The 13,724-nt window shown below is 54.7% G+C and carries 9 protein-coding genes; 7 read left to right on the forward strand and 2 right to left on the reverse strand.

Annotated features, from left to right (window positions below; all coding sequences use genetic code 11):
- Positions 1-60: 60 nt before the first annotated feature.
- Positions 61-555: a fasciclin domain-containing protein gene (locus CCALI_RS07670; protein ID WP_016482911.1), complete on the reverse strand. Its 495-nt coding sequence runs from the start codon at positions 553-555 to the stop codon at positions 61-63.
- Positions 556-794: 239 nt separating this feature from the next.
- On the opposite strand from CCALI_RS07670, the gene prfB reads away from it, so the two are divergent.
- From prfB to CCALI_RS07690, 4 genes are all read left to right on the forward strand, one after another.
- Positions 795-1,917 (forward strand): peptide chain release factor 2 gene (gene prfB, locus CCALI_RS07675; protein ID WP_155850509.1). Its coding sequence is split into 2 segments (ribosomal slippage): positions 795-863 and positions 865-1,917, totalling 1,122 coding nucleotides; the frame shifts between segments, so codons are not numbered across the junction.
- A 2-nt stretch (positions 1,918-1,919) separates the two neighbouring features.
- Complete coding sequence (locus CCALI_RS07680; RefSeq protein ID WP_016482912.1) at positions 1,920-2,642, forward strand: 5'-nucleotidase C-terminal domain-containing protein; 723 nt, start codon at positions 1,920-1,922, stop codon at positions 2,640-2,642.
- On the forward strand, positions 2,623-3,741 hold the full coding sequence (locus tag CCALI_RS07685; RefSeq protein ID WP_016482913.1) for a M28 family peptidase: 1,119 nt from the start codon (positions 2,623-2,625) through the stop codon (positions 3,739-3,741). Before CCALI_RS07680 ends, CCALI_RS07685 begins: the two co-directional genes overlap by 20 nt.
- A gap of 190 nt (positions 3,742-3,931) precedes the next feature.
- The gene (locus CCALI_RS07690) at positions 3,932-4,684 is read left to right on the forward strand and encodes a phytanoyl-CoA dioxygenase family protein (RefSeq protein ID WP_016482914.1); all 753 of its coding nucleotides are present in this window, start codon (positions 3,932-3,934) and stop codon (positions 4,682-4,684) included.
- A 2-nt stretch (positions 4,685-4,686) separates the two neighbouring features.
- Here CCALI_RS07690 and CCALI_RS07695 read toward each other — a convergent pair whose 3' ends face one another.
- Positions 4,687-6,393 carry a COG1470 family protein gene (locus CCALI_RS07695; RefSeq protein WP_016482915.1) on the reverse strand — a complete coding sequence of 569 codons (1,707 nt, stop codon included), beginning with the start codon at positions 6,391-6,393 and terminating at the stop codon, positions 4,687-4,689.
- Positions 6,394-6,716: 323 nt separating this feature from the next.
- On the opposite strand from CCALI_RS07695, the gene CCALI_RS07705 reads away from it, so the two are divergent.
- The 3 genes from CCALI_RS07705 to CCALI_RS07715 all read left to right on the forward strand — a co-directional run bounded on the left by CCALI_RS07705 (position 6,717) and on the right by CCALI_RS07715 (position 13,682).
- The gene (locus tag CCALI_RS07705; RefSeq protein ID WP_016482916.1) at positions 6,717-8,414 is read left to right on the forward strand and encodes a CRTAC1 family protein; all 1,698 of its coding nucleotides are present in this window, start codon (positions 6,717-6,719) and stop codon (positions 8,412-8,414) included.
- A 283-nt stretch (positions 8,415-8,697) separates the two neighbouring features.
- A complete protein-coding gene (locus tag CCALI_RS07710; RefSeq protein WP_016482917.1) occupies positions 8,698-10,245 on the forward strand; it encodes a carboxypeptidase-like regulatory domain-containing protein in 1,548 nt (515 codons plus the stop codon).
- Positions 10,246-10,430: 185 nt separating this feature from the next.
- Positions 10,431-13,682: a FlgD immunoglobulin-like domain containing protein gene (locus CCALI_RS07715; RefSeq protein WP_016482918.1), complete on the forward strand. Its 3,252-nt coding sequence runs from the start codon at positions 10,431-10,433 to the stop codon at positions 13,680-13,682.
- The last annotated feature ends 42 nt before the right edge of the window (positions 13,683-13,724 follow it).

Genomic DNA, 13,724 nt, shown 5'->3' on the forward strand with positions numbered 1-13,724 from the left:
CCTAGCCTACTGGTAGTAGGCTAGGCAAACAGAGGCAGGTTAGTGGAGCAGGTAAAGAGGCTACTTGGCGCTGGCCATTTTGCTCTTCAGGTCGGGCGGAAGAAGCACCGCATTGATCACGTGGATCACCCCGTTACTGGCCTCGATATCTGTCTTTATCACCTTAGCGTTATCCACAAACACACCTTTTTTCCCGTGATGGATCACGATATCGGAGCCCTCAACCGTCTTCACCTTGGAGCCGTTCTTCAGCTTCACAACATCGTTGGCCATCACTTTACCGGGCACAACATGGTAGGTGAGGATGGCTGTTAGCGCCTCCTTGTTGTGTAGGATCGCGTCGAACTTCTTCTGACCTATCTTCTTGATCAGGTGTTCGAAGGCCTCGTTGGTGGGCGCAAATACTGTGAAGGGGCCGGAACTCTCTAACGTGTCGGTGAGGCCGGCGGCTTGAATGGCTTTGACAAGCGTGCTGAACTGATCGTTCTTCTCGGCGATCTCAACGATATTGGGCTTTTGTTCGCTTTCGTTTTGATCCTGCAACGAACACAACATGAGAGGTTTGTAGTGAGATCGCTGCGGTTGCGCCTGATCGGTCTAAGAGGGCGAACCCCAAAAATGGCAGGGAATCGTTCTCACGTCCCACGCGCTTGTCGAGATCTATTACCTCGCGCTTGCGTAGAGAGTAAAGGGAAACACGTTTAAAAAGAGTCAAGGGTATACTTCAAAGGCGATTTAGTGGGTGAAACTTTCGCCCCGATCGATATATCCAAACTATTGGGGAAAGGAAAAGGATGCTAGAAGAGCTTCAGCGCGAAGTTCATGATCTAAGGGCCCGACTTAACGAACTGGGAGGGCATCTTTGACTACGCCCGCAAAGAGGCCGAAATCCAGCGGCTAGAGGAAGAGGCGAGTGCGCCCAATCTTTGGGAAGACCCTGAACGCGCGCGAACCCTGCTTCAAAAACTGAATCAGGCGAAAGAGGCTATTGAGCCCTATCAGCGGCTCCAACGGCGTATAGAAGACCTCGAAGCCTACGGGGAGCTGCTTGCAGAGCAGCCAGAGCCGGATGCGGCCGCTTTAAGGGAGTTTGAAACAGAAACCAAGAAGGCCGTCGCCGACATCGAACGTCTCGAGCTAGAGACCCTGCTTTCTGGCGAACATGACGTCGCCGACGCCATCATCGAGATCGAGGCCGGTGCTGGCGGCACCGATGCCTGCGATTGGGTTACCATGCTGCAAAGGATGTACTTGAAGTGGGCAGAGACGCACGGCTATACGACCGAGATCGTGGAGGAGAGCGAGGCCGATGTGGCTGGTCTGAAAAGCACCACTTTCCTGGTGCACGGCCGTAACGCCTACGGCTATCTTAAGTCCGAACGAGGAGTACATCGGCTCGTGCGTATCTCGCCTTTTGACGCCAATAAGCGGCGTCAGACCTCTTTTGCGCGTGTCATCGTTTTGCCCGATCTCGGTGAGGAGGTTGAGGTAGAGATAGCTCCGGAGGACCTCCGCATAGACTACTACCGCTCGAGCGGGGCGGGCGGGCAACATGTCAACAAAACCGAATCGGCGGTTCGTATTACCCATATTCCCACTGGCATTGTGGTGACTTGTCAAAACGAGCGTTCGCAGCATCAAAACCGTGCTGTGGCTATGCAAGTGCTGCGAGCACGCCTGTACGACCTGCAACAACAGCAACAACAGCAACGCATCGCGAACCTGCGGGGGGTCACCAAGGCCAATGAGTGGGGAAATCAGGATAGATCGTACGTTCTGCACCCGTATACTCTAGTGAAAGACCATCGCACGGGCTACGAGACCAGCGATGTCAATAGGGTGCTGAACGGTGAGATCGATGACTTCTTGCAGGCCTACCTGCAATGGCTAAGGCGTCCTGTGGAGCAGAGGAGTTAAAAATGAAGCCGTTGGGTGGCACGAAAACAGGGCTGTGCTTGCTGGGCTTTGGTATGGGACTTGTTGGTCTCTTGCCGGCCTATGGCGCAGCCCCGCCTACCGCAAAGCCTTCTAAAGAGAGCACGACGCCCGCCACAACCGCCTATCGCACCGATGTAGCGCTTTCCGTAAATAAGATAGGTTCCCAAGAGACCGCCTTAGGAGGTCTCGTGGCGGATGCTTTGCGTGAAGCCGCCCATGCCGATGCCGCCTTCATCCCAGCGGCGTCCTTTCGCTCGGACGCCTCTGCCATCTCCCTCGGCAGTTTTAACCCAAACGACGTGGTGCAGATGCTCGATTTCCGCAGCGAAACCATCGCTGTGGTCAAGCTGACAGGCGCACAGATTCGGCGCGCTCTTGCGCATGCCTTCCTCCTCTACCCGCAGGAGAACAGCAGCTTTCTCCAGTACTCAGGCCTTACAGTGACGATCGCGCCGAATGCAGAGGACCAAGGCCGTATTGTCTCTGTTCGTATCGGTGGACTACCGCTGGTGGATACTCAAACCTACCAGGTGGCGATGCCGCTCACTTTAGCCAATGGCGCACTGGCTTACTTTAAGTATTGGGATAAGGGCGACATCGTGCAGACTCTCGATATCACGCTGGAGCAGGCCGTTAAAGACTATCTTAAGAACCATCCCGTTATCTCTAAAGGAGAGTACCGCCTTGTGGAAAAAGGAACCTAACTATCTAACGCACAGCCTGGTAGCGCTTTTTTTGTTTTCGCTCTTGTCAGGCTGCCATCAAGGGGATTCTTCTACGAAGGCCATAGCCTCTCCAGCGACTCCAAGCCCTACATCGCTGCAGACTTCTCCTTCTAACGATACCGCAACCGCCATAAGCTACCCCTCCTTTGACGCAGAAGAGGCCTTTACCTTACTGAAAAAACAGGTGGATTTCGGTCCACGGTATCTCGGCACGGAAGCCCATGATAAAACCCTTCAGTTTCTTCGCGACGAGATGCAAAAGTACGCCGATGTCACTGTAGAGCAACGCTTTTTCTACCGCGATATGCCGGTAACCAACGTGATCGGCATCTTCTACGCCAAAGGCCAGAACCGTCCCTCTCCACATCCTGTTTTGTTAATGGCCCACTGGGATACTCGACCCGTAGCCGATGGGCCTTACTCCGCGGAGCTGGCCAAGGGCCCCTTCAAATACGGGCCGCACGGGTGGAATCGCTTAGCACCCATCCCCGGTGCCAACGATGGCGCTTCAGGGGTGGCTGTCTTGCTGGAGCTGGCGAAGCTGTTCCATAAACAGCGCCCGCCTGTAGGCGTCTTGTTGCTGCTAGACGATGGAGAAGACTACGGTGATTTTGAGGCCAACAACTTTAAAGGGGACGGCGTGGAGCTTGGCTCACGCTACTTCGCCAATCATTACACCGAAGACCCTCGCTTTGGACATCCAGCCTATGGCATTCTGCTCGATATGGTGGGCGGTAAAGACATGCGCATTTACCCAGAACAAAACTCTATGCTCTATGCTCCCGATATCAACGACCGCGTCTTCGGAACGGCACAGGTACTTGGTTACAGCGACATCTTTGTGAGAGACACGGGGCAAACGGTGGACATAGACGACGACCACCTCGCGATGAATACACAAGGGCATATTGCTACTATTGATCTTATACAGCCCCTGCCCGACCCCAACCACCCCATCGTCGGAGAATATAAGCCCTGGCACACCTTGGAGGATGATGTGGCCCACTGCTCCATAAAGTCGCTCAAAGCTGTGGGCGACACCATCGCTCGCGTCATCTATACAGAAACGGCCAACTAACCGATCGCACCCCCACTTTGCAGAACCTACCTCCTTACCTACTCCAAGCCAGCCAAGCGCTTCTATCCGTTCGGTGGTCTATGTGGAGCTCTCTGGGCGTTTCTAGCTGCCGAGAATGGGCAGGAATCGATAGAAACAGAGTTGAAAATAGTTTTTGGCAAGGATTCACAGTTTTAGAGAGGTTTCGACGATGACAGAAGAAGAGAGGTACCAGTTCGACGTGTGGGGCTATATCGTTGTCGAGAACGCCATCCCTTCAGAAACGCTGCGCGAGATGAACGCCTGGATCGATGCCCAAGAAGCAAAAGACCCTCAATGGCAAAAGCAGTTCGCCTCCATTCTACAGTGGGGACCTCCGTTTCTTGCCCTGCTCGACAATCCACGAGTGTTGCCCTATCTCGTGGAGCTGTTGGGTCCGGAGTTACGTTTAGACCACGATTATCCCATTTTCTCAAAGGCAGGAGCTCCTCCTTTGCACCTGCACGGTGGGGGAACGCCCTACGATCCGGCGCAGTACTATCACTGCTATCGAGGGCAGATCTACAACGGATTGACTGTGGCCTCCTATGCCCTTGCCGACATTCCTCCGGGGGCCGGCGGTTTTTGCTGTATTCCCGGCAGCCACAAAGCGAACTTTCCATGCCCGCGCCCGCTGCAGAACATGGAAAAAGAATCGCCGCTTGTACAGCAGGTTCCCATGAAAGCGGGAGATTGTATTCTGTTTACCGAGGCGTTAACGCACGGCACACTCCCGTGGAAGGCTTCACACCAACGTCGGAACCTTTTTCTCAAATACAGTCCCAAGCACCTTACCTGGGCAAATACCTACTACTTCTTACCAGATTCCCACCCAGGAATCGCGGAGTTAGAGCCCCTTTTAACCCCTACGCAACGCGCTTTGCTGGCACCTCCTAGCGTCTATCGGCATCCGCGGGTGATATAAAGCTAGGGCGGAGGTGGTCCCGGCCGGCCGTTGCCCCCATTCAGCAAGGGGGTAGGGGCGGCAGGCGGTTGGGCACCTCCGGTATTGTTATCAATGCCCTGCTGGCCGGAGGTAGGCATAGGAGGTGGCTCAGGGGTAATAACGAGCTGCTTCGTCACCGCCTTACCGGTATTGTCGGTTGCGGTCAACACAAACGTCGTTGGTTGATTGATGGTTACCTCTAAAGAGCCGGTAGGCGCTAGATCGGTGGCAACCGTTTGGCCGTCGAGTGTGGATAGGGTAATAGAGACCGCCCGAACGACGCTCCAGTGCAGCTTGACCTTAGAACCGAAGTAGACCGTCTTGGGACTATAGGTGAAGCTTTGGATGGCAGCCACACTTTGATCAGGTGAAAGCACATGTACGGTCAGGGTCTTCTCAGCAGGCGGGATATTGGCATCTTGGCCGTAAACGCGCAAGGTATAGGTTATATCGCCGGGAACGGCAGGCACTTGCACGGTTTTGCTATCGGCAAAGGGCGATATCTCGATGCTGCCCGGATCAAGATAGATGTGTGCTGCGTTGCGTGCCCTCCACGAAAGCGTTACCGAATCGCCAGGATGCACCACCGTGGTATCGGCCGTAAAGCTCTGAATAGCGGGTTTAGGCGGTGCCGGTGGCGGAAGCACCTTAATCTGTACGGTGCGCTCATCGGTTCCTCCGCGCCCATCGGCATGGAGCGTGTAGTAAACGGTAGTAGGGGTTTTCACGAGGTCGGCGATCACGGGCATATTGCCGCTGAGAATGTGAGGCGGCATATCGAAGATAGGGGTACCGTTAATCCCCACGCGATGTTGCAGCGTAAAGCGTAGATGATCCCCTTGTACATTCCAAGAAAGCGTGATCGTCTGGCCGGACTGGGCGGTGTCGGGGTTTGCCGTAAATGCGAGAATCTTGGTGGGAGGGGGTGGAGAGGGACGGAAGAGAACGATTCCGGTTGCGGCCACCACGATGAGGGCGAGCACAAGAGCCGGAAGAGGCGAAATCAGGGCATGTCGCTCGATCTGCCCCTGTGTTTTCGTAGAGATGTAGGGATCGTCAGCTACACGTGCAGAAACAGAAAAGCCATAAAGTCGCGGGTTTCCGATGAAAGAGAGCGATTTAGGGCGTGCTGCAAGTAGAATGGTCTCCGACTGACCGGGTTTGAGGGTAACACGATCTACATCGAACTCGTAGGCGCACTCATCATCAGGGTCACTAGCATGCAGTTCAATGGTGCGTTCCACATTCCCCAAGTTGGAAACGGTCACCTCAAAATCGTGCAGAGGATGGAAAAAGGTGGAAACAGCGCGACGTGGCTCAAGCTCTATTTCGAGTCGGTCGAAAGGCTTCACAAACAGCATCGCCTGTGCCTCAGCGCTCTCACCTGTCTCCATGGCCTTTACACGGACAATAAAAGGATAGGAGCCAGCACGATTTTCGCTAGATCGAGCCACCTTAAAGTTGATACGGGCTTGTGCCTGCTCGCCAGAGGCCAAATTGAAAGCCGGTACCGGAATGTTGTACCACTCTATGTCGAGCCCTTCGACCTCCAATAGAAGGCGATCGGGTATCTCTTGGCGGTTGGTAATCACGACATCGAGGCGCGCAATGCCGCCTGGCTCAATAGAGACATCCGGCTCTACGAGGGCGATCCCTATCTTTTGTGCATCTGATACCGTTGAGGACATGAACCCTCACCGTGTCCTTTCCAATTGCCACGCTTAGGCCACGGCTTTTCAACGCCTTGGTCGCTGCGATATCTTTAAGACTCTCCCCAGAGCAACCAGGTTTCCCCAATCCCGGGTGAGGGGAGAACACAATCCGCTCGTATGGGTATTATAATCATCAAACAGAAGATTTGTCAACGAAAGGCCTGCGCCCTAAGCGGTCAGCACAACACTGAACGACATCACCTGAAACCTTTGAGAACACAAGGCCTTCTCATGGAATTGAATAATCACTCAAAAAAGAATACAATAGACATCGTATCCTCAACGAAGGAGCTACCTGTTTGAAACGTCGCGACTTTATTGGTCTCGGTCTTATAAGTACGTTCTCTTGGCTAACCGGAGGGTGTCGTCCCTCTCTGCCTTCCATTAAATCTCGTGTCATAGATAGATCCCAGCCCGATTCGCCTGCGCTGCCGGCTTCTCCTCGTTTTGTTGATGTGGCAGCGGAGGCCGGTCTGGATTACCGCTGGGTCATCCCCGGTCCTCGCCCCCTCAACATCCTTCAAACCATCGGCAATGGATGTGCCTTCCTCGACTTCGATAACGACGGCAACCTCGATATCCTCCTCGTCGGAAGCTCTCTCGCTCTCTACCGTGGCGATGGGAAAGGGCATTTCCAAAACGTCACCCGTCAAACCGGTCTCGATAAGCTGCATGGCCATTTTCTGGGCTGTGCGGTTGGGGACTACGACAACGATGGGTATGTGGACATCTACCTGACAGCCTACCGAGGGGGAGCGTTGTTACACAACGAGGGGGGGAGCCATTTTCGGGAGGTAACGGCACAGAGTGGCATCGCTCCACAACCTTGGGGCACTTCAGCCGCTTGGGTGCCGTTAACCAACGATGGTTTGCTCGATCTATTTATTGGGAACTACGTAGAGTTCGGGCCGCACACCGATCCGCAGCTTTGTAATAATGCTGGCAAGATGACTGCCTGCGGCCCGCGTTTCTATAACCCGATAAAGGGTGTGCTCTATAAGAATCGGGGAAACGGCCGTTTCGAAAACGTCTCGAAGGCATGGGGACTAGATGCACTACACGGTAAAGACCTCGGCGTGGCCTGTGCCGATTTCGATGGATCGGGCAGGCAGTCCATCTCCGTTGCTAACGATGAGGTGGAGGGAGACCTTCTGCAGAACCTCGGTGGGCACTTTAAAAATATTGGGGCAGTTTCAGGTACAGCCTATAATGCGGATGGCAACGTGCACGGCGGCATGGGCACGGATTGGGGAGACTACGATAACGATGGCCGCCTCGACCTCGTGGTAGCCACTTTTCAACATGAGACGAAGTGTATCTACCATAACGATGGCGGCGGCCTCTTCACCGAAAGCTCGGCGCAGCTGGGGATGGCGGATATCGGGCTTCCTTACGTCTCTTTTGGAACCAAGTTCTTCGACTACGACAACGACGGCTGGCTTGACCTTATCATCGTCAGCGGTCACGTTCAAGATAATATCGCTGACATTGATAAAAGCACCACCTATCGCCAACCCAGCCTGCTTTTACGGAACCAGAACGGCACGCGCTTTATTGATGTGACATCACAGGCCGGCCCCGATCTGCTGAAGCCCATTGTAGGACGTGGGCTGGCCATCGGCGATTACGATAACGACGGCCGACTGGATGTGCTTGCGGTAGATGCCGAAGGAGCTCCTCTGCTCCTCCACAACGAAACCCCCGCTGTAGGTAACTGGGTGCAGTGCCGTTTGCAGGGCACACGCAGCAATCGCGATGGGCTGGGGGCTCTGGTGTGGGTAAAGACGGAGGAAGGGAAGCGCTATCTACGCCTGTGCCAGACGGACGGTTCCTACATGTCGGCTTCGGACAAAAGGGTTCATTGCGGTGTGGGTACAGCGAAGGTAGTCGACATCGAGGTGCACTGGCCGAGTGGGCAGATAGATGTCCACAAACAGATACCGACCAACCACACCGTTACGCTTGTCGAGGGCAGTTCACAAGCAAAACTGGTATAGATGGTCATAGGCCTAAAGGAAGCGGCCTCCGCACGCACCCTCCATCTATAAGGCGGGACCGTAGCATCGTAGATGAAATCCCATGAGGCTGATGAAGGCAGGAAGATGACATATTCACGGTTTAGGAGGTACAATAGGTTTTGATCCGTTAGCCTCCCTCCGGCTTTTCCCCCTAAGATCGTCACGTGCGATGTAGGTAAACGTCCTTAATGTGAGAAACTCGTGGAAACGCGTTGAAGCTGTGAGGCGCTGCAGAGGTCCCCTCATGGGAAGGAAACGATAGATGTCCGACTGGCTGCTACTTTGTGCAAAGAGTAGAAAACGGTTTGCCGAACTCATTCTGTGCGTTGTTAGCATTGGGTTAATGGCTCTTCTCAGCGGCTGCGGGGGCTCTGGCTCCTCGCTACCCTCAAACCCAGGCCCTAATCCTCAGAGCAGTGGCCTGGTTTCTGGAACGGTTACCGACATTAACGGCGCGCCCATTGTCGGTGCCACGGTGACCATCGCAGGACAATCCACCACCACAACCCAAGAGGGGGACTACCAGATCTCCAATATCACGGTTCCTGCCGGTCAAAATTCGGCCATCTACGTGGTTCGAGCTTCCAAGGTCATTAACGGCCAGCAATGGAGCGGGCAAAACACCATCGAAATCCTCAATGGTGATAGCTTTACCTCCAACGCCAATGTGGTGATGTCGCCCACTTCCACTCAGGCAACTCTCTCTGGCACCGTGCGCGATACGAATGGCAACCCGCTTATAGGAGCGCGCGTGTTTGTGGCACCTGGCCCTGTCACCGACCAACAGACGGGAGGGCAGTACTTTACTAGCCTTAGCTCCTTCACGGCCTACACCGATACAAACGGAAACTACACTATTCCGGCGCTGCCCACCCTAACGGCCAATGGCACTCCTACTACCGCTACCTACACCGCTACGGCGTCCTTCGCAGGCTACATCAACCAAACCTTCACGAATCTCACCTTCACCGCAGGCTCTAACTCTCAACTTAACTTCACTTTGTCCCCCGGCGGCAGCTCCACTCTGCCTGCCATCACCGGTTTTGATGCCGATGCCTTCACGGTACCTCAAGTGGCCACACGTGCCGCCAATGCAACGCGCCTACAGCGGGCCTATCAGGCCATTAAAAACTACATCCTTAAAAAGCAGGGACTAGCCGATCATCGCGCGCCGGATCCGCGCAAGGTGGTGTTGCGCTATGCTCTCCATACGCGTAGCGCTCCTGCCGGTAGCATCGTCGAATGTGATCTTTTCTGGGACTATCAGCAGGTTCCTAACCTTTTAGGCTTCGATATCCTACGCTCCCCTAACGACAACGTTCATTTTAGCTCAATAGCTCTCCTGCGCGATCCTTTAGGTGACCGTTTTGCCGACCAAGATCCCAGCCTTACGCCGGATACCATCTACTTCTACAGCGTCGCGCCGGTGGATACCATCAACTTTCCACAGAACGGCCAAGAGGGACAACCAACAACGCCTATCCAAGTTAGCCCGCTAGACTCCATTAACGTGCTAAGCCCTGTAAGCGGCCAAACGGTTAGCGCAACCCCAACTCTTACTTGGACGAGCGTTAGCGCCGCTGGCCAATACACGGTCTTGGTTTACAATCAGTTTCCAGACTATCAATCTGACACCAACGGAGTAAACCCCATTTTACAGCAGATCACGTCATCTACAAGCTATACGATCACCTCCCCACTTCCCCCAGGTACCTACTACTGGGCGGTCATTGCCCAATATACCCCCCCAAGTAGCAACGTGGGCTATGCGTTCTCCGTAAGCCCTATCGGTTCCTTTGTGGTTCCATAAGCGGCCACTATTCGTTAAGATAGCTCTTGATTTGATCGTCTTTGTCAGGCAGTGGACACTACCTGACAAAGGCGATCGCGTGTTCATCGGCGTTTGCAGGCAGGAGGCGTTCTGCCGCAAGGAGAATCTTTATTGCAGCTCTACGCTCTCAAAATCGGCAAACCTACAAGGGAGGAAAGTGGGATTTGAAAACGTACATGGCAGTATCTGCGCGTTGGGCGCTTGGCTTAGTGCTGTGGGCCTCTATCTTTGGAAAGTCTGCAGTGGCGCAAACCTACCATAATGTGTTGAACCAACCATTCCGCACGATTGGCAACGGCCCTCAGTCGGTTGTGGTAGTGGATGTAGCCCATCCTAACAACAAAGACGAAGTTCAGCAAGCGATCGCGCAACGCATACGCCAGGTCATGCAAACGCGCGCCGCCGCCGTTGCACCGGAGATAGCCACACTTCGGCGACTTCATGCCTTTCCTCTGAATCACCAGATTCCTGTAGTAGATATGGTGGTGGTGCGTCATAACGGTCAGATACTACTTCCTCAGGCACCACCGGCAGGCAGGAGCGTGCCGACCAACAACCAACTCACCTTTGTGGCCAACACTTCCGGACAGTACGCCTTTGATGTGCCCACCGCCTCTGCCCTCGACAACACAGTCAACAACCTCCTTTATCCAGCGCTAGTGCGTCGCATCGGCCCTCCCTTGTGGAACGGGCAGGTCACCATCCTCAACAAGGACGACAATCCTACCAAAGTATCCGGTATCATTGGGGTTACCGTGGTCATGAACCCCGATGGCTCTGTGGATATTGACCTGCCCAACTTCAGCACCGACCAAGATAAATATCTCGGTTTGTTACAGGCGATGGCACAGACCTTTCATGGCCCTCTCGCCATCGGGTATGACGCTTGGGAAATGGGCATGGCACGCGCCGCCGCCGTGGTTGTGGCGCAAGACCTCCAAGGCCAGTTCCCTACCACCCAACCCGTAGATCCCGCTGCTGATTTCTACTACACCCCCTACTACGATGTGCTGAATCAGCCGGCGCTTGGCAACAACACCTTTCTACCTCCTACCAAAAGCAATCAAACGCTTACCGGCCTTGGCGGCATGTTGGTTCCTCGCCTCCAGATGGCCTCAACCGCCTGGCTGAAATGCTTTATCCAGAACCCACAGTTTTTCATCAACTTCAACAACGCCTATTACGATGCCTGGCAAGCCGATCATACGATCGCGAATGACACGGTGCGTTTGCAGCAGCTTGCCTCTGCGGCTGTTGGTGGTACTGTGGAAGGGCAACCTTTCTCTAATTGGTTCCAACAGCAGTATGTGCTCGACACCAGCGTGACCCCAGGCCCAAAAGAGTTTCTCTTCGTTACCCCGACCCTGCCCGACACCACCACCCCCTCCGACGGGGCTGCCATCGTGGTGCTTTACTACAACACCACTTCTACCGGGGATGAGATCGATCTGAACAGCGTCTGCAACCCCATCTTCTACGACTATTCCTACACGGCCACTCTAACGCTCACAGGCGCCGATCAGCCCATCAACATCGTGGGAGGCGAAGGCTATACCTCTCCGCTCTTTTCTGGCATCGCGCAGGCACAACGTATTGAGGCCGATTTTCCTGTCAATAGTGTAAACAGTCGTCTCTACTACCCCGTCCATCAGTTCATAAACGGTAACGGCAGCCCGAACGAGTTTCTTGGGGTGGTCGTCGGCAGCGATAATGGAACCCTGTCGGCAAGCTTTACTGGGGGCAACGGAACGGTGGTGAACACGCCGGTAGCCCAAGGTGCCTTTGGGGCTGTAGGTGGCCCGGCCATCCCAGATAACTTCACGCAGGTCACCCTTACCTTTACTCCGGCAGGCGGTGGACAGCCCATTACCTATAAGCGCAATGTGTTTCAACGCAAGGCCAACCTGAATACAGGTTTATCAAACGTCTCTTCTCTCTTCATCCTCTACGCGCCCACACAAACCGAAGTGCTCTATCACGTTTTTTTGGCCGGTCCCCAGATGATCTCACTGCCTCTTCAGCCGCTAAACCCCGATCTCGCCCAGGTCTTCGGCTTGCCTCCAAGCCAAACCCTCCTTGCCATGTGGCGACAAGATGCCGGTGGCGACAACTACCTGCGCTATCCCTCCATGCCGCTCTATCAGCCCGGCTATGGCTTTTGGACGAACTTCCAAGGAGCGCTTAACGGTACCGGTCAGCAAAATGGCGTGCCCATATTGGGTGTCTCCACTGATGTTCAAGCCTCGGTGAGCGTGGGGTTAGAGTATGGATGGAACCAAATAGGAGATCCCTTCACACAACCTCTCGATCTCACTGCAGACCCTACTTTGGGCAACACAGGAGGAGTGGAGTTTCAATATCAGGGACAGGTGGCTAATTTGGCCGCTGCCATCGCCAATGGGTGGATCGCTGCCGGAGTGTTCGGTTACGATCCAAACGCCGCCACCTATACCGACATCACGGGAACCTTGCCGACGAACTCGCCGTTTCAGCAAAACAAACTGCTGCCTTGGCAAGGCTATTTCATTCTCGTTAAGGTGACCGAGGGGATCACTCTGACCTATGTCAATCCGAATCTGAGCACGCGCGGAGCACGTCTCAAGCTCCCTGTGGGCACACGTGCCTTGCATGTCGCCCCACGGCCACAACAGGGATGGCGCCTGCCGCTTTCGCTCGCCTCCGACGACGGACGCGTTGCCATCGCTACATTGGGACAGGCGCCCCAAGGGGCCGATACCTATGTGCCTGCTCTCGATGCCGCCTCCCCCCCTCCCTTCCTTACTGGGAACTCCTTGTCTCTCTTCTTCGCTCATCCGGAGTGGAACACAGGTCGTGTCGTGGGCACAAACTTCCTCAGCGATATACGACCGCTCAATCGCTCAGCCTCTTGGATGCTCACCGCGAATCTGCCTATGGGCAGCCATACCTACACGATTCAATGGGGCAACACGGCCTACCTGCCGCGCGGCTTGGAGCTGACTCTTACAGACCTTACCACCGGCAGTCGCGTGGTTATGAACGGTCGTACCAGCTATACCTTTACCGCCGCCCCCAACGAGTATACGCGACAGTTCCGTATAGATGCTAGCCCACGTAACCTCTTGATCCCTATTCTCACCGGGTTGCACGTGGACCTAGTTCCCTCAGGAGGACGCGCCGTAGGGCTGGCTGCTATCGTCTACGAGACCAGTACGTCCGGCACCTCTAGTGTCCAGATCCGGGCCTCTAATGGGCAAACCGTGCGGCACCTGCTGGCAGGGCGAGCGGTGTCTATGGGCCTGAATCGCGTGGTTTGGGACCTAAAGGACGATAGAGGCCGCGCGTTGCCCACAGGCACCTATTTGGTAGAGGTTACCTTAGAGACTACCGATGGTCGCCAAACCCGTTCTATCGTGCCATGTACCATCATTCGTTAAAATTTTTTGCAGCTGGAGCTATTAACGCAAAATGGGAAGAAA

Source organism: Chthonomonas calidirosea T49 (genome assembly GCF_000427095.1).
GTDB classification, from domain to species: Bacteria; Armatimonadota; Chthonomonadetes; order Chthonomonadales; family Chthonomonadaceae; genus Chthonomonas; species Chthonomonas calidirosea.